Source organism: Embleya sp. NPDC056575, assembly GCF_042793325.1.
GTDB lineage: Bacteria > Actinomycetota > Actinomycetes > Streptomycetales > Streptomycetaceae > Embleya.
Genome location: NZ_JBHTVA010000034.1, coordinates 52,593 through 71,274, shown reverse-complemented (window position 1 = coordinate 71,274; position 18,682 = coordinate 52,593). Strand labels below are relative to the sequence as shown.

Genomic DNA, 18,682 nt, shown 5'->3' with positions numbered 1-18,682 from the left:
AGCCGTGCTTGCGACGCGTGCGAAGTTGCGCCGAATTCGCTTTCTCGCATCATGTTCCCAGGGGATCGGCCGGTCGGTGGAGCCGAGTTCCGGAACGGAAGATTCCGAATTCGGGGAGTCATTCCGACGCGTCTTTACGAGGGGGCCGAATCCGGTGCGTTCCATTGGCGTTTCACAAGCGCAGGAGAGCCTGTGGCTGGCTCAGAAGATCACGCCGGATGTGCCGAACATCCCCGCGTGCAGATGGCTCATCGCGGGAGATGTCGACCTGGAGCTGTTGCGCGCCGCGCTGCGCGTCGTCTTCCACGAGTACAGCGCCGCACGGGTGAACTTCCGGCAGTTCGGGAACGAGCTGCGGCAAGTGCTCCGCGAGGGCGACACGGACACCTGGACGCCGTCGTTCCACGACGCGAGCGCCGCCGCCGACCCCGAACCGGCGGCCCACGCATGGGCCGAGGCCATCGAGCGAGAGCCGTTCGATCTGGAACACGACCTCCTGTTCCGGGCCGGGGTCGTCCGCGTGTCGAAGTCGCGTCACCTGGTGTTCCTCGCCGCCCATCACACCGTCGCCGACGGCTACACGTTGACCCGGCTCCTGCCGCTCCGCGTGGCGGAGTGCTACCGGGCCCTGAAGCACGATGTGCCGATACCGGAGCGCTCCCACGGCGGACCGGAGCTGATCCGCCTGGAAGACCTCCGCTACCGGAACTCTCCCCAGTTCGCCAAGGACGCCGAATTCTGGCGAACGCGTCTGGACGAGGCCCCCGAACCGCTACGGCTGCCGGGGCAACGCAGCGCCGGCCGCCCCACGGTGCTGCACCACACACTGGCGGTGCCGACACGGGACACGGACGCGTGGTTCGAGGCCGCCGCCTCCATCGACGTGCGGATGCCCGCCTTCCTGACCGCCGCGGCCACCGTGTACTTCCGGCACGTCGGCGGGCGCCGGGACTTCACCTTCTCCATGATGGCCCTCGGCCGCACGAAGGCCGCGAGGGACTTCTACGGCTCGCAGTCGACCACTGTGCCCTTCCGCGCGCACGCCCCGCTGGCCACGCCGTTCCGAGACTTCGCGCACACGGTCTCCCGCGAGCTGTGGCAGATCGGGCGGCACTCCGCTCACCAGGTCTCCGACATCCGTTCAGCGGCCGGGAGAGCCGACGTGGGGTCGGTCGCCAGCCCCTTCGGAGTCACCCTCAGCATCCTCCCCTTCGTCACACCGGAGGTCGACTACGCGGGTGCGACCGCGCACGCGCAAACCGGTTTCTCCTGGGGCGCCTTCGACGACCTGCACCTCGCCGTCTACTACGACGGCCACGCCAGGAACGGCCTGCACATCCGGGTGGACGCCAACAGCACGTTGTACAGCGCGGAGGACGTGCGTCGTTTCGCCGACACCCTGGTCGCCTGCATCAACGGCACGGCACAAAACCCGCACGCCGCGATCGGCTCGTTGGACCTGCTGGGGCCCGGTGCGCGCGAACAGGCACCGGGCATCGCCGACGACACGGCGGTCGAGCTGCCCGAGGTGAGCGTTCCGGAACTGTTGGCACGGGCGGCGGCGGATCCGGACGCGGTCGCGGTGGTCTTCGAGGACCGGCGAGTGAGCTACGCCGAGCTGGAGGCGCGCTCGGACCGGCTCGCCCGGGAGCTGACCGGCCGGGGCATCGGCCCGGAGACCCTGGTGGGGCTGGCGCTGCCACGCTCGATCGAGCTGATCGTGGGCATGCTGGCCGTACTCAAGTCGGGTGCCGCCTACCTGCCGATCGATCCCAGGTATCCCGGCGCGCGTTCGGGCCTGATCCTGGCCGACGCGCGCCCCGCACTCGTGCTCACCGACGCGGACACGGCTCCCGCCCTCCCGCGGACCGGGACCCCGCTTCTGCTGGTCGATGACGTCGACTTCACGAGCGCGGTCCCGGAGCCGGACCCGGTCCCGGCGCCGGTACGGCCCGCGAACGCCGCGTACGTGATGTACACGTCCGGCTCCACCGGAACGCCCAAGGGCGTGACGCTCACCCACCGCGACATCGTCAACGGCGTGCTGCGCCTGAAGGACGAGGTCGGTATCGACAAGGGCACCCGTACTCTCGCGGGAACCTCCATCGGCTTCGACGTCTCCGTCTTCGAGGTGATCACCACCCTGGCCGCCGGTGGCACGGTCGAGGTCGTCCCGGACGTGCCGACGATCGCCGAGCGCGGCGGTTGGCGGGGTGGTGTGATCAGCACGGTTCCGTCCGTCATGGCCGCGCTGTTGGACCGGTGTGGCGACGGTCTGCGGGCCGATGTCGTCGTTCTGGCGGGCGAGGCACTGCCGGCCGCGCTGGTACGGCGCGTGCGCGAGGCCATTCCCGGCGTACGCGTGGTCAACGCGTACGGCCAGACCGAGTCCTTCTACGCCACCACCCACACGGTCGGCGAGGACCGGCCCGAAGCGGTGACCGCGCCGATCGGTGTGCCGCTGGGCAATATGCGCGCCTACGTACTGGGCCCCGGTCTGGCGCCCGTACCGCCGGGCCTGCCGGGCGAGTTGTACGTGGCGGGCAACGTCGCGCGGGGTTACCGCGACCGTCCCGGCCCGACCGCCGAGCGCTTCGTCCCCGATCCCTACGGGCCGCCCGGTGGGCGCATGTACCGTACCGGCGACCTTGCCCGCCGGAACGCCGATGGGCAACTGGACTACCTCGGCCGCACCGACGCCCAGGTCAAGATCCGCGGCATCCGGGTCGAGCCCGGCGAGGTCGAGGCCGCCCTGACCGCACACCCGGGTGTCGCACAGGCCGTGGTCGTCGTCGGTGCCAACCGCACCGGCGAGCCGCAGTTGGTGGGCTACGCGGTGCCCGTCGGTGACGGCGTCGGCTCGTCCGGCCTCGGCGCCGCGGCCGGCCTCGGCGAGTTGGACCTGGACCTGGTGGGGACGGTGTCGCCGCGGGAGCTGCGCCGATTCGTGGCGGCCAGACTGCCCGAGTTCATGGTGCCGTCGGTGTTCGTGCTGATCGACCGGGTCCCGCTGACCCCGAACGGCAAGCTGGACCACAGGGCCCTGCCCGAGCCGGAGTTCACCGTCGGCGCCTACCGAGCCCCGGGTACTCCCGCGGAGAAAGTGCTCGCCGGGGTGTACGCGGACGTACTCGGCCTGGAACGGGTCGGCGTCGAGGACGACTTCTTCGCCGTCGGCGGCGACAGCATCCGCTCGATCCAGGTCGTTTCACGAGCCAGGGCACAGGGCGTCGAAGTCACACCCAGGCAGATCTTCGAATGCCGCACCGTGGCCGAACTCGCCCGGGCGGCCGACGACGTGCGGCACACGCCGGTACTCGCCGAGTCGGCGGGTGGAGGTGTCGGCTTCGCGCCGCTTCTCCCGGTGGCCCACCACATGCTGCAAGCGGGTGGTGCGCACGGCCGGTTCGCCACGACGACGACCGTCGATCTGCCCGTCGGGATCGACCAGGCCGGTCTGGTCGCGACGCTGGCCGCCATCGTCGACCGGCACGACGTGCTGCGCTCGACCCTGGTGAACGGCGAAGCGGGGCCGGGGCTCGACGTGGCCCCGCCCGGCGCGGTCGATGCGGCGGGGCTCATCCGCCGGGTCCTTGTCGACGGCGCTTGGGGTGAGGACTGGTCCGACCGGGCGCGCACGGAACTGGACGAAGCCGCCGACCGGTTGGCCCCGGCGGCCGGGGTGATGGCCCGGTTCGTGTGGTTCGACGCGGGCCCGTCGATCGCCGGCCGGCTGAGCGTCGTCCTGCACCACCTCGTCGTCGACGACGCCTCCTGGCGCATCCTGCTCCCGGACCTGGCCGCCGCCTGGCAGCAGGTCCGCGACGGCCGCACGCCGCGCCTCGCCGAGGTCGCCACCTCGGTACGCCGCTGGGCGCACGCCCTCACCGAGGAGGCGGCTTCGCCCCGGCGCACCCGCGAACTCGCCCTGTGGCGAAGCGTGGTCACGGGACCCGACCCCGACCTGGGCCCGCGCCCCTTCGACCCGGCCCTCGACGTGAGGTCCACAGTCCGCCACATACACCTGGAACTGTCCGCACCCCGCACGCGGGCGCTGCTCACCACCCTGCCCACCGCGTTCCGCAGCGGTGTCGACGTCGGCCTGCTCACCGCGCTCGCGCTGGCACTGGCTCGGTGGCGCAAGCGGCGAGGCATCGCCGAGACCTCGCTCCTGCTGCGGGTCGCGGGCCACGGCCGGGAGGAGTCGACCGTGCCGGGCGCCGATCCGTCCCGCACCGTGGGCCGGCTCACCAGCGTGTTCCCCGTCCGCCTCGACGTGCACGGGATCGACGTGGACGAAGCGCTCGCGGGCGGGCCGGCCGCCGGAGCCGCCGTCAAGGCCGTCAAGGAACAACTCGCGGGCATCCCGGACAACGGCATCGGATACGGCCTGCTGCGTCACCTCAACCCCGAGACCGGCGAAGCCCTGCGCCGACACCCCACCGGGCAGATCGCCTTCACCTACGTGAACTCGCCCGCCGTGGCCGGGAACACCTCCGACGGCCTCGGCTTCACGCCGAGCGCGGGCACCACGGACCTCACCCCCGGGCCCGACCCGGACATGCCCGCGCTCGCCTCGTTGGACATCACCGCGTACGTCGACGCATCACCCGAGGGTCCGTGCCTCAAGGCCGGGATCGGCTACCCCGAGACACTGCTGTCCCACCGTGATGTACAGGACGTCACGGACCTGTGGCGCACGGCGCTGGAAGCACTCGCCGACCACGGCAGCCGCCCCGACGCGGGCGGGTCGACCCCGTCCGACACCCCGCTCGTGGACATCGACCAGGGCGAACTGGACGCCTTGCAGGCGCGATACGGAAGGCTGATCGACGTCTGGCCGTTGACTCCGATGCAGTCCGGTCTGCTGTTCCACACCATGCTCACCGGCAGCGCCTCCTTCGACGCGTACCACATGCAACTCACCTTCCACCTGTCCGGCGAGGTGGACCCGGAACGCATGCGCGCGGCCGGGCAGGCCCTGCTCGACCGGTATCCCAACCTCGGCGCGGCGTACGCCGCGAACAGGTCGGGGCAGTGGCGCCAAGTGGTGCCGCGACGGGTGGAACTGCCCTGGCATCACCTGGACTTGAGCACATTGGACACGCCACGCCGGGACGAGGAGCTGAAGCGGTTCCTGGCCGCCGACCACGGCACGTACTTCGATCCGGCGACGCCACCGCTGCTGCGCCTCTCCCTGGTCGAGCTGGCGGCGGACCGCTGGGAACTGGTCCTGACGGCCCATCACATACTGTTCGACGGCTGGTCCGTGCCACTCCTGATGAAGGAACTGCCGCGGCTGTACGCGGCAGCGGGCGACGGTACGGCGCCGCCCCCGGTGCGCGGCTACCGCGACTTCCTGTCCTGGCTCGCGCGGCAGGACCGGCGGGCGGCGGCCGACGCCTGGGCCGCGGAACTGGCCGGGATCGAGGAACCGACCCTGCTGGTCCCCGACGCGCCCGCGGACGGGCACAGCGCGGGGATCGGGCTGATCGAGGTGCCCCTGTCGCCGCAGGCCGCGCGTGACCTCGCCCGGACGGCGGCCGAACTGGGGGTCACGGCCGGCACGCTGCTCCATGGCGCCTGGGCGGTACTCCTGGCCGGGCTGACCGGGCGTCAGGACGTGGTCTTCGGCACCTCCGTCTCCGGAAGGCCGCCCGAGCTTCCCGAGATCGACTCGATGGTGGGCCTGTTCATCAACACGCTTCCGGTGCGCGTCGACTGCGCCCCCGGCCGCACGCCGCGCGACATCCTGACCGGACTGCACCGCCGACAGGGCGCCCTGCTGGACCACCAGCACCACGGGCTCCTCGACATCCAGCAGGACCTCGGCCTGAGCACCCTGTTCGACACGATGGTCGTCCTGGAGTCCTTCCCCGTCGACAGCGCGGCCATCAGCGAGGCGACATCGGCCGCCGGGATGCGGATCACCGGCCTGAGCCCGCTCAGCGGCGTCCACTACCCGATGGCGGTCGTCGCCCTCGCCGAACCGCACCTGCAAGTGGCCGTCCAATACCAAAAGCACCTCTTCGACCGCGAGCGCGCGGCCGACATCGTCGCCGCGTACGCGAGGATCCTGCACCGTCTCACCGAAGACCTCGACACGCCGGTCGGCACGATCGACATCGTCACCGACGCCGTCCGCGACCGACTCCTGACCGACTGGAACGACACCGCGACGGCACTGCCGGAGACCTCCCTCGACGAGCTGTTCGCCGAACGCGCCGCCGAGACCCCGGACGCGGTCGCCGTCGTCGACGGCGAACGACAGCTCACCTACGCGGAGTTGCAGACCCGCGCCAACCGGCTCGCCCGGGTCGTCGCCGCACGAGGGGTGGACCGGGACACGCCGGTCGGGCTGGCGCTGCCGCGTTCGGCCGACCTGATCGTCGCCACGCTCGCGATCCTGAAGGCCGGGGGCGCCTATGTGCCCCTCGACCCGGACTACCCGGCCGAACGGCTCACGTTCATGCTGCGCGACGCCGCCCCCGCCCTCGTCCTCACCGACACCCGGCTCGCCGCGGAACTCCCGTCGGACATCAGCCCGTTCCTGATCATCGACGAGCCCGCCGTCGAACAGGAGATCGCGCGCTCCGCCGATCGTGCCCCGCGGCGGCGGCACCACCCCGACCAACTGGCGTACGTGATGTACACATCCGGCTCCACCGGCACCCCGAAAGGCGTCGCCGTCACGCACCGCGCCGTGGCGAGCCTCGCCCTGGACCGCCGCTTCGCGAACGGCGCGCACGAGCGGATCCTCATGCACTGCGCGCAAGCCTTCGACGCCTCGACCTACGAGCTGTGGACCCCGCTGCTGCGCGGCGGCACCCTCGTCCTCGCCCCGCCGGGCCCCCTGGACACCACCACGCTCGCCGCTCTCGTCGCCGCGCGGGAAGTGACGCTCGCGTGCTTCACCGCCGGGCTGTTCAAGGTCGTGGCCGAAAGCGAGCCGGAGAGCTTCGCGGGCCTGCGCGAGATCCTGGTCGGCGGCGACGTGGTGTCACCGACCGCCGTGGCCCGGGTCGCCGCCGCCTGCCCCGGCATCCGGATCTTCAACGCGTACGGACCCACCGAGACCACCAGCTTCTCCATCTACCACCCCATCCCCGCCGCCGCAGATGTGCCCGACCGGCTGCCCATCGGCCGGCCGCGAAGCAACACCCGCGCCTACGTCCTGGACACGGCCCTGCGGCCCGTCCCGCACTCGGTCCCCGGCGAGCTGTATCTCGCGGGCGCCGGCCTGGCCCGCGGCTACCTCGGGCGCGCCGCCCGGTCCGCCCGGTCCTTCGTGGCCTGCCCGTTCGGGCCCCCAGGGGAGCGCATGTACCGTACCGGCGACATCGTCGTGCGTACCCCCGACGGGCGGCTCGACTTCCGCGGCCGCGCCGACTCCCAGGTGAAGATCAACGGCTTCCGCGTCGAACCGGGGGAGGTCGAGGCCGCGCTGAGCGCCCACCCCGGCGTCGCGCAGTCCGCCGTGACGATCGTCGCGGACCGCACCGGCGAGCGTCGCCTGGTCGGGTACGTGGTACCCGGCGCCGACCTTCCCCCCGCCATCGACCGGGCACAGCGGATCCACGGCTGGGAGCAGATCTACGACCGGGTCTACGCCAAGGCGCGCGCCCCGTGGGGGGAGGACTTCTCCGGCTGGGAGTCCAGCTACACCGGCCGGCCGATCCCGCCGTCCGACATGCGGGAGTGGCGGGCCGCGACGGTGGACCGCATCACCGGGGACGAACCGCGCCGCGTGCTCGAACTCGGGGTGGGTTCCGGCCTGTTGATGTCGGCGATCGTCGGGCGCGTCGACGAGTACTGGGGCACCGACCTGTCCGCCGAGGCCATCGAACGGCTCGCCGGCGAGGTCGAACAGGCCGGGTACGCCGACCGGTGCACGCTGCGCCACCAGGCGGCCGACGACGTGACGGGCCTGCCGCACGGCCGCTTCGACGTCGTCGTACTCAACTCCGTCGCGCAGTACTTCCCCGACGCCGACTACCTGGACCGAGTGCTCACCCAGGCCCTGCCGCTGCTCGCGCCCGGCGGACGGCTCTTCGTCGGCGACGTGCGCGACGCGGCCACGCTGTGGCTGTTCCGCGCCGGTACGCAGCGCGCCCGGCGTCCGGACGACTCCCCGGCGTCGGCCCGCACCGCGATCCGGCGCGCGATCCTGCTGGAACCGGAACTGGCCCTGGACCCCGAGTGGTTCACCCGCTGGGCCCGACGGCACGGTGTCGCGAGCGTGGACGTCGCGCTCAAGCCCGGCCGGGTCCACAACGAACTCACCCGACACCGCTACGACGTCGTCCTGCGCCCGGATCCGCCCGCCGACGCCGTCGCTCTCGACGACGTTCCGCGCGTGCCGTGGGGCCCGGGGGCGGTGGACCTGAACGACCTGGACCGGCTGTGGCGCACGCGCGAAGGCGAGGGTGCGCTGGTCGTCACGGGCATCCCCAACGCCCGGCTCGGCGGCGAGGCGGCACTGGCGGCGGAGCTGGGCCTGACCGGTCCCACGGCCGGGAGCCCGCCCGGCCCCGTCGCCGGGCACCCGGACGCCACCGGCGAAGCCCTGGACCCGCACGACGTGCTCGCCTGGGCGGCCGAGCGCATCCCGACCGCGCGGCTCACCGGGTCCGCGACAGGCGCCGAACGCTTCGACGTCGTACTCCTCCCGCGCGACCACGGGCCCGTCGCCCTGTGCCCCGCGTCCACCGCCCGCCCCGATCGGGAACTGGCCACCGACCCGTCCGCCGCGTCCCGCGTCGGCGCTCTCGTCGGCTCGCTCCGCGGCCGGCTCGGCGAGCGACTGCCCGCCCACCTGATCCCCGCCGCCGTGATCGCCGTCGCCGCACTGCCCCTGACACCCCACGGAAAGCTGGACCGGCGAGCCCTGCCCGTCCCCGACTTCGCGCCGACAGCCACCGGACGGGCCCCGCGCACCCCGCTGGAGGAGTTGTTGTGCGGACTGTTCGCCGAGGTGCTCGGCCTGGACCGGGTCGGCATCGACGACGACTTCTTCGACCTGGGCGGCCACTCCCTGCTGGCCACACGCCTGGCCGGCAGGGTGCGCTCCGTGCTCGGCATCGAGTTGTCGCTGCGCGTGCTGTTCGCGGCCCCCAAGGTCGTCGAACTCGTGGAACACCTGCCGCACGACCCCCGCAGGCGTGCCCCGCTGCGGCCCGGCGCACCGCGCCCCAAGCCGGTTCCGCTCTCCTTCGCGCAGCGCCGCCTGTGGTTCCTGGACAAGTTCGAGGGCGGATCGGGCACCTACCACACACCGTTCCCGCTGCGCCTGACCGGCCGGCTCGACGCGACCGCGCTCGCCGAGGCACTTCGCGACGTGGTGCGGCGCCACGAGAGCCTGCGCACCCTGTTCCCCGAGGACGCCGCGGGCGAGCCGCACCAGTACGTCCTGGACGCCGGGGAGGCGACCATCGACCTGCCCGTCGTCGACGTCGCGCCTCGGGACCTGGACGAGGTGTCGGCCTCGGCGGCGTCACGCCCCGTCGACTTGGCCACGCGGATCCCGATGCACGCCACGCTCGTGCGCCTCGCCGCCGAGGAGCACGTCCTCCTGCTGATGATTCATCACATCGCCGCCGACGGAGAGTCCCTCGCGCCGTTGGCCCGGGACCTGTCCGCCGCCTACACCGCCCGCCTGCGCGGCGAGGCACCGCGCCAACGCGAACTGCCCGTACAGTACGTCGACTACACGCTGTGGCAGCGCGAACTGCTCGGCTCTGCCGACGACCCCGACAGCCTCCTGACCACACAGATCGACTACTGGAAGGCGGAACTCGCGGGCCTGCCGCAGCCGCTGCAACTGCCCACCGACCGCCCGCGCCCGCTCGTCGCGAGCCACCGGGGCGACGTCGTGGAGTTCGCCATCGACCCGCGCACGGCCGCCGCCGTCGAGGAACTGGCCCGCGGCCGCGGGGCCACCGTGTCCATGGTGTGCCAATCCGCGCTCGCCGTCCTGCTGCACGCGCTGGGCTCCGGTGACGACATCGCCATCGGCTCCCCGATCGCCAACCGCACCGACGACAACCTCGCCGACCTGATCGGCTTCTTCGTCAACACCTGGGTCCTGCGTGCCCGGTTGGGGGGCAACCCCGCCTTCCTGGACCTGCTCGATCAGGTGCGCGGCAAGTCGCTGGACGCCTACGACCATCAGGACCTGCCCTTCGAACGCCTGGTGGACGTCCTCAACCCCGAGCGCTCGACGTCCTATTCGCCCCTGGTGCAAGTGATGCTGGCCTGGCAGAACTTCACTCGGGAGAACCTCGTCCTGCCCGGGCTGCGGGTGGGCCTGGAGCCGCTGCGCAGCCGCGTCGCCAAATTCGACCTGTGCTTCAACCTTTTCGCCGACGCGGCCGGCCAGGGCATCGTCGGCCACCTCGAATACGCCACGGACCTGTTCGACCGGGACACCGCCGAACGCCTCGCCGAGCGTTTCGTGCGGGTCGTGGAACAACTCGTGGCCGATCCCACGCGGCGCGTCGGCGCGGTGGACGTACTGGAACCACGGGAGCGACTGCGCCTGAGCGCCTGGTCGCGGGCGGGCGGCCCCGGCGACCCCGTTCCCGACCTGACCCTCGCGCGGGCCTTCGAGGCGACGGCGGCGGCGCACCCGCGGCGGCCCGCGGTCACCGGGGGAGCACGAACGCTCGACTACGCGGAGCTGAACACCGCCGCCAACCGCCTGGCCCGCCTGCTGCGCGGACGCGGCGCGGGGCCCGGCCGACTGGTGGCCGTGGCGCTGCCCCGCTCGGCCGAACTGATCGTCGCGCTGGTCGCGGTCCTGAAGACCGGCGCCGCCTACCTGCCGATCGACCCGGGCCACCCCGTCGACCGCAGCGTGTACACCCTCACCGACGCGGGCCCCGAACTCGTCGTCACCGACGCCTCGTTCGCCGAGCGATTGCCGTCCGGGCCGCCCCGCGTGGTCATCGGCGGACCCGGCCCCGACGCGGCGCTCGCCGCGTTGCCGGGCCACGACCTCGACGCGGACGAGCGCGGCACCCACCGGCCCGACGACGCGGCCTACGTCATTTACACCTCGGGCTCCACGGGCCGCCCCAAGGGCGTCCTGGTCACCCACCGCAACGTCCTTGCCCTGATGACCCGCACCCGGGACCTGTTCGACTTCGGCGCCGACGACGTGTGGACGATGTTCCACTCGCCCGCCTTCGACTTCTCGGTATGGGAACTGTGGGGGCCGCTGCTCCACGGCGGGCGCCTCGTGACGGTCCCGGAGGACATCGTCCGGTCGCCGGACGACTTCCTCGCGCTGCTCGTGCGCGAGGGGGTGACGGTGCTCAATCAGACGCCGTCGGCGTTTTATCAGCTCATCCGCGCGGACCGGGAGAATCCCGAGCCCGGTCGCCGATCGGCCCTGCGCACGGTGGTGTTCGGTGGCGAGGCATTGGATCCGGCGCGGCTGGTCGAATGGTACGAGCGGCACCCCGCCGACGCCCCACGGTTGGTGAACATGTACGGCATCACGGAGACCACCGTGCACGTCACCCACGGCCCGCTCGACCCCGCGCCCGCGCACGGCGGCGCGGGCAGCGTGATCGGCACCGGTCTGCCCGGACTGGACGTGCGCCTGCTCGACGGGACACTGCGTGCCGTCCCCGCCGGGGTCGTGGGGGAGCTGTACATCGGCGGAGACCAGCTCTCCCGCGGCTATGTGAACCGTCCGGGGCTGACGGCGGCGCGGTTCGTCGCCGACCCGTACGGGCCGCGCGGCAGCCGCCTCTACCGCTCCGGCGACCTGGCCCGCTGGACGCGGTCGGGACGGCTGGAGTACGTCGGGCGCTCCGACGACCAGATCAAGCTGCGCGGGTTCCGGATCGAACCCGGCGAGGTCGAGGCGGCGCTCCTCGCGCGTGCCGACGTGGCCGACGCACGGGTCGCCGTGCGCGTCGACGCGGCGGGGGACAAGGCGCTGATCGCGTACGTGGTGCGGGCCGGCTCCGAGGCCCTGCCCGAACCGGCCGTGCTGCGCGCCGAGTTGCGCGGGGCATTGCCCGACCACATGGTCCCCGCCGCCTTCGTGTCGCTGGACCGCATCCCGCTGACCGGCAACGGCAAACTCGACCACGCGGCCCTGCCCGAGCCCACGCGCGTCCTGTCGGGCCCCGCCGCCGCCGGGCCCTCCGGGGCGCTGGAACTGCACGTCGTCCGGGCGTGGAGCCGCGTCCTGGACCTCGACCAGGACGGCGTGGGCATCGACGACGACTTCTTCGACGCCGGGGGAGACTCGTTCAAGGCGGTCGCGCTGGCCCGTGCGATCGGCCGGGGGCTGCCCGTGGTCGAGGTCTTCAAGAACCCCACCCCCCGTCGACTGGCCGCACGCCTGGTCTCGACGACGGGCGCGTCCGGGCTGTTGCACCGCCTGACCCCCGAGCGTGAGGACGGGACGGTCCCCGAGCACACCGTCGTCTGCGTCCCGTACGGCGGCGGCAACGCCACCGCCTATCGGGCCCTCGCCCGGGAGCTTCCCGAAAGCGCCGATCTGTGGGCCGTCGAACTGCCCGGACACGACCCCGTGTGCCCCGACGAGCCACTGCGGCCCTGGGCCGAGACCGCCGAGCTGCTGGCGAAGGAGATCGTGCGGACGGTGCACGGCCCGTACACGCTCTACGGGCACTGCGCGGGCACGCTCCTCGCGGTCCGCGTGGCCCGCCACCTCGAGGACCGCGGCGCCGCCCCCTCGGCGATCGTCCTGGGAGCCGCGATCCCACCGGGCGACGCGGCCGACGACCTGCCGGCGGACGTGGCGGACGAGCGGCTCTACGGCACACTGCACGCGCTGGGCGGCTTCTCCGGAGCCCTGGACGACACGGATCGTCACCGTGTCCTGACCGTCGTACGCCACGACATGGCCGAGGCCATGCGGTTCCATCGCGAGGGCGCCACCGACCGAGAGCGGCTGCGCACTCCGGTCCGGGCGGTGATGGGCACCGACGACCCGCTCACCGACGGCTACGCGACGCGTTACCGCGCCTGGGAGCGCTACGCCCACGACGTGACCCTGCACGTGATCGACGGCGCGGGCCACTACTTCGTCAAGGACCGCGCGAAGGAGGTGGCCCGCGTGGTCACCGGCGAGTGAGCGGCACCGGGTCGCGACTCCCCCGATCGGTTGGCGTGTTCCGTCCGCCGGGCGGCGCATCGGGTCCAAGGATGCCCGGTCCGTGGGGAGTTAGGTTCGTTGCGCAGCCGGGGAACGTGATCTCGATCCCCGTCGACGTCCTGTCCGAGCGGCGAACGCGGAACACACCGGCACGCCCGGAGGCTCGCGCGACGGCCGCGCTGCGAAACGCCCTTCGTCCCGACGCGTCGTCCTCTGGAGATCCACCATGTCCCGTGACACCCACGGCCTGACCATCCACACGCATACGGCCTCGGAAGCCGGCCTGCTCGTCAACTCCTACCTGGTGGAGACCGACGAAGGCGTCGTGGTCGTCGACACCAACCTCCTCAACTCCGAGATCGCCGCACTCGTCGCCAAGGTCGACGCACTCGGCAAGCCGCTCCTGGGCGTCTTCGTCACCCACGCACACCCCGACCACTTCAATGGCGTGCACGCCCTCGTCGACGGCCGCGACGTCCCCGTCTACGCCACCGAAGCCGTCGACCGCGTCATCCGCGACATCTCCGACGCCAAACGTGCCCAATGGGGACCCGTCTACGGTGACGAATGGCCCGCCGTCACCGCCTTCCCCACCGTGCAGTTGAAGAACGGCGACCCCGTCACCCTCGACGGGGTCCGCTACACCGCCCGCGACCTCGGCCCGGCCGAAAGCCACGCGGACAGCGTCTTCCTCGCCCGCGCCGACAACGCCGAGCGGGATGTGGCGTTCATCGGCGACCTGGCCTTCCACGGCACCCACCCCTACACCGCCGACGGCCACGGCGCCCAGTGGCTGGGTGCCCTGGACACCCTCGCCACCGAACTCGCCGACGCCGCCGTACTCCTGCCCGGCCACGGCGCACCGACCGGAGTCCGGGTCCTCGCCGCGCAGCGCGACTACCTGCTGTGCTACCGCGCCGAGGTCGCCCGCCTGGCCGACGGGCGGGCGTCCCTCACCGACGAGGCCAAGGAAGAACTCGACCGCGTCATGCGGGAGTACGCGCCCGACGCCCCGCTGTCCTGGATGATCGCCCTCGGCGCCGACGCCGTCGCGGCCGAACTCGCCGCGTCCTGACGGCCGGTTCGGGACGTTTCAGCCCAACAGGGGTCGCGCGATGTCCGGTTCGGTGGTGTCGGGTCGGGCCGCCCGCCGCGCCTCGGGGCTCTCGCCCCGCCATCGGCGCATCGCCCGGCGGAGGGTACGTGCGTCCGTGTAGCCCACGCGGGCGGCGATGGCCTGCCGGGGCAGATCGGTCTCGCGCAGCAGTCTCAGTGCGCGTTCCTCGCGGGCGGCCGCGACCTCGCCGCGCCAGGTCGTACCGTGCGCGGACAATCTGCGCTGGAGGCTGCGGCCGCTGAGGTGCATGCGGGCGGCGACCTGGTCGAGGGCGACCGCGTCGCCCCGGAACGCGGCGTCCAGGGCCGCGCGGAAGCGCTCATGCCAGGTCGGTGTGGCGCGGGACGTCGCCATGATCCGATCCGCGTGATCGCGCAGGAACCGGTCGAGGCCGGGTTGGAAGCCGGGCAGCGGACGCCGGACGTCGTCGAGCCGGAAGGTCACGGAGTTGGCCGCCGCCTCGAACTCGATGTTTCGCGTACCGAAGTGCTCGGCGTGCCGGCGAATCCCGGTCGGGGCGCGATGCGCGAGGGTCACCTTCAGCGGGACGAGCGGCGTCTTGGTGGCCTCGCCCGCCCGGCGCAGGAACACGGCCAACGTCATCAGGTCGAACGCCTCGGCCACGTCGGGGACGTCGACCCCGACGGACTGCCGCAGCGTGTAGAGCGAACCGTCCTCGATGCCCTCGATCCGGGTGTCCGCGTCGCCGACCACCCTCAGGTACTCCGCGGCTGTGGCGAACGCCGTACGCAGATCGGGGCCGCAGGTGCTCAGGTAGTCCCATATGCCGAACGTCCCGATGTCGGCCGCGTCGGTGAGGCGCAGCGCGACGAAGGGACCGGATCCGGCCACCACCAACTGCTCCCACAGCGCGACCGCCGACGCGGTCGGAACGCGTATCAGATCATCGCCGAGGTCCTCCGACGAAAGCCCCGGAAGTTCGTCGAACCGGGCGGAATCCCCGCCTGAATCGCGCACGAGCGCGCGGAAGAACCGCGCGCAGTGCGCCGAAACCGTCCATTCGTGCACGATCGGCAATCCTAGATGCGGTTTCCGCCCCCCGCTGCGAAAAACATGACCGAATTCGTGCCCAGCGGATCGAAGGTGAGCGGGGTCGGGCCGTTGCGCGATGACGTCCGCTCGTTCGCGTGGTCCGGATCACGCCGGCCCGGTCCACGTCCTCGCGGCGCTACGGATAGGTGCTCCGGACGATGTCCTTGTACGCGGCGGGAACGAGCTTGTCGTAGCCCGGGCCGTCGACCCGGTAGGCGGGAAGGCCGGGGGCGGCCAGCACGGGGAAGCCGCGGCCCTCGTTGTCCAGGACGGTGCTGCCGGGCCTGCCCGCCGCGACCCAGTCGATCTCCACCGCGATGGTGCAGTCGCAGGTGGTGCCGCTCGCGATGAGCTCGAAGACTTCGGGGTCACCGGGCAGGATCTTGAACGGGAAGGTCACCGCCGGGCGAGCCGGCGAGTCGGGGGCTTCCTCGGCGGGGCGGGCGATGGCCACGGGCGCAGGTTTGTCGAGGTCGGTGGTGAACGGGCGCACGGTCTGGCTGCCGCCGCACTGCCCGTCCGCCACCACGATGCCGGTGGCGGGCACGGGGCGGCGTTGGAGCACCCGGACGCGCAGTCCGGTCAGCAGTACCGCCTCGTTGGAGGAGGTCTGGTTCGTGATGTCGATGGTCCCTTCGCCCACCGACCGACCGCCCTGCCGGGGGTGTTGTTCGTACTGGGCGGGGCTCTCGTTGTAGTAGTTGACGGGCCCGCACCCGGCGTCCCTGGCCTGGATGTGGAGATAGGGCGGCAACGGAGAGGACGCGGTACCTCCCGCGCCGGGCGCCGCGGCCGTGCCGGAGGCGGTGGGTTTGTCCGCCGGGTCGGCGGAACCGCGCGAACCGCGGGAGATGTTCGTGCCGTAGACGCCGTAGACACCGCCCGCGGCCACCGCGAGCACGACGGCGGTGGCGATGTGCACACTCTTCCCGCGCCTCCATACGGGCGCACGCCGGTGCGGTGGTGCCGAGGGGCGATGTCGACCGGAGTCGGCAGCCGCTTCCGGCTCCCGAGCGACACCCGCCGGTGGCGGCAGTACACCGGTGGAGCCCGGTAACGCACCGGCGGGAGGCGGCAACGCACCGGCGGAGTGCGCCGGCGCGGCGCCGGAGGAGGGCAACACGTCGGCGGCGCGCGCTCCTCGCGCGCTCGCCGGTGCCGGTGCGGCCGGCATCGGCACTCCGGTCAGCGCCGAGCGGGCCCGCTGCCATCGGCCACGGCATTCGTCGACCCAGCTCTCGTCGCGCTTCAGCGCCCGCACGATCGCCACGGCGGTGTCGATCGACGGCAGCCGTTTCCCGTCCAGAGCCCCCTGGAGCGTGCTGCGCGGGATCGGCACCCCGTTCTTTTGGGTGCGAAGCACCAGCTCGCGAATCGACGGATCGCCCTCCGACAGTTTCACCTGCCGCAGCCATACGGCGAATTCCTCGACAGGCCCCTGCCCGGATTCCGACATCGAGCCACCCCCCAGGTGTCCGAGACTGTCCGGAGCCTAGCGCCGCCGTCCGAGCGTGTCCGGAGCTTCACCGGATGTGTCCGACACGCTGTGTGCGGACTGCGGATCACGGCGAAATGGAGGCATGTCGCCGGCCGCGGGGTTCACCCGGGCCGGCCCGACCGCCTCGAAGGGACGCCCATGAGACACCGCACGCCGCACATCCATCCCCGACGACACCGCCACGGCGCGGCGCTGCCGGCGGCGGACAGGAGCGCGGACAGGTGAACCCGCTCATCCCCGGTGCCCCGTGGTGGGCCGTACTGCTGTTCGTGCTGTCCGCCACCGTCACCGCCGTCGTGCGATCCGTGTTCCCGCAGAACTCCGCCGACCGGCTGGCCTGGTGGCGCGAACGACGCCGGCACCGGGAGCCCGGGACCGACGCCCGCCCGCTCCGGACCGGCCCGGCCGAGCCCGCCCGTCGCCCACGTCGCCCACGCCGCCGACGTCCGCGTCCCGCAGGCGAAGCCCGGACGAATCGGGAGAGCGAAGCGGGCCCGGACCACGATCTCCCGTCTCCGTCGTGATCGTTCCCCGGCGCCGTGGCGGCATGGTCGGGTCAGAAGTTCAGGCGCTGGAGGTGTACGGCCGGAACGACCCGGGTGCCGAGCCCCATTCGGGCGATGGTGGCGCGGAGTTCGGCCACCGCCTCGTGGTTCACGGTGCCGGGCAGGGCCGGGTCGTCGTAGCCGGTGATCATGTCGTCGTGGTGGCCGGGTATGACGTATCGCGGCCCGCCGAGCGCGGTGAGCAGCCTCGGAAGGTACTCGTGGACCGTGGTGTGGTCGGTCATCGACACCATCACCACGTCCGGTCGCATCCCCGCGATCTCCCGCTCGACGAAGTTCGTACCGCCGAACAGCATCACCTTCAGCCGGCCCGGCACGGTGACCTGATAGGCGAGCGTGCCGCCCTCGACCAGGTCGGCGGTGGTCGTGGGCGGCGGAGGCGGGGCGGTGCGCGTACCGGGCGCGAAGAAGCCGTGTCCGCCGGACTGGCTGTGCAGGCTGCGGATCACCTCGACGGTGTAGGCGCCGCCGCCGAAGCTCAGGTACTCGCCGCCCGAGGCGACGATCACCGGGCGCTCGACGCCCATGGCCCGCAACAGATGGGCGTGCGTCTCCGTGCCGATCGTGTCGATCGTGCGCGCCGCCCACTCCCTGCGGGTCAACAGGTGGGGCACGTCCGCCATGTGGTCCCAGTGACCGTGGCTCACCATGACCAGTTCGGGCGGCCCCGCCAGTCGACCCGACGCCAACAGCCCCTCGAGCACGCGCGGGTCGGTGCGCAAGGCGCCGCCCTGGAGGCGATAGTCGAAGCGGCTCAGGTACGGGTCGAAGTACAACACGCGCCCGTCGAAGGTGATCTCCCACCCGGCCACGCCGAGCCAGCGCAGACCCACCCCCACGGGCCCGCGAGCCGCATCCACCGCGACCTCGGGCTCCGTCGCCGCCGCGAGTTTCGCGCCGCCGGCAACCGCGAGCGTCGCGCCACCCAGCACCGCCGCGCGCAACATTCCCCGACGGCTCGCGCTCGCCCGCCCCCCGCCGTTCGTGCAGTTCCCACACATCTCGTGTACCCCGTTCCGTGCCGATGTCGAGGGCAGCAGCACATCAATGCCCGTCACCACATGTCCAAGACCGAATCCGACAGGCAGCGATAGCCAGGCAACTATCACCGCTGGTCGCGGAGTTGTCTTTGTCGGCAGACAGGTCCGCGGTTCCCGATGGACGATGGGTCGGGCCGACAGCACGACCAGGCGACCGGTCGCAGTCGGTGATGCGGCGTCAGCGGTAGGACCGCCGCCGGGATTTTGTCCCACCGGGGTCTGTCGGGACGTTTTCTCGGCCCGCCGAGCGGTCCAGCGGCGTTCACTCTT

General features: G+C 72.3%; 5 protein-coding genes. 2 read left to right on the top strand and 3 right to left on the bottom strand.

Features of this window, described 5'->3' with window-relative positions:
- Nucleotides 1-154 precede the first annotated feature (154 nt).
- Together ACFRCG_RS26055 and ACFRCG_RS26050 are read left to right on the top strand one after the other, a co-directional pair.
- A complete protein-coding gene (locus ACFRCG_RS26055; protein WP_380035581.1) occupies nucleotides 155-13,117 on the top strand; it encodes an amino acid adenylation domain-containing protein in 12,963 nt (4,320 codons plus the stop codon).
- 247 nt (nucleotides 13,118-13,364) lie between these two features.
- Entirely contained in the window at nucleotides 13,365-14,213 is an 849-nt protein-coding gene (locus tag ACFRCG_RS26050; protein ID WP_380035578.1) for an MBL fold metallo-hydrolase, read from the top strand.
- Between the two features lie 18 nt (nucleotides 14,214-14,231).
- On the opposite strand, the gene ACFRCG_RS26045 is transcribed toward ACFRCG_RS26050, so the two are convergent.
- From ACFRCG_RS26045 to ACFRCG_RS26035, 3 genes are all read right to left on the bottom strand, one after another.
- Complete coding sequence (locus ACFRCG_RS26045) at nucleotides 14,232-15,284, bottom strand: AraC family transcriptional regulator ligand-binding domain-containing protein (RefSeq protein WP_380035576.1); 1,053 nt, start codon at nucleotides 15,282-15,284, stop codon at nucleotides 14,232-14,234.
- Nucleotides 15,285-15,444: 160 nt separating this feature from the next.
- Nucleotides 15,445-16,764: a hypothetical protein gene (locus ACFRCG_RS26040; protein ID WP_380035574.1), complete on the bottom strand. Its 1,320-nt coding sequence runs from the start codon at nucleotides 16,762-16,764 to the stop codon at nucleotides 15,445-15,447.
- A 598-nt stretch (nucleotides 16,765-17,362) separates the two neighbouring features.
- Nucleotides 17,363-18,319, bottom strand: a complete 957-nt coding sequence (locus ACFRCG_RS26035; protein ID WP_380035571.1) for an MBL fold metallo-hydrolase — start codon at nucleotides 18,317-18,319, stop codon at nucleotides 17,363-17,365.
- Between the last annotated feature and the right edge of the window lie 363 nt (nucleotides 18,320-18,682).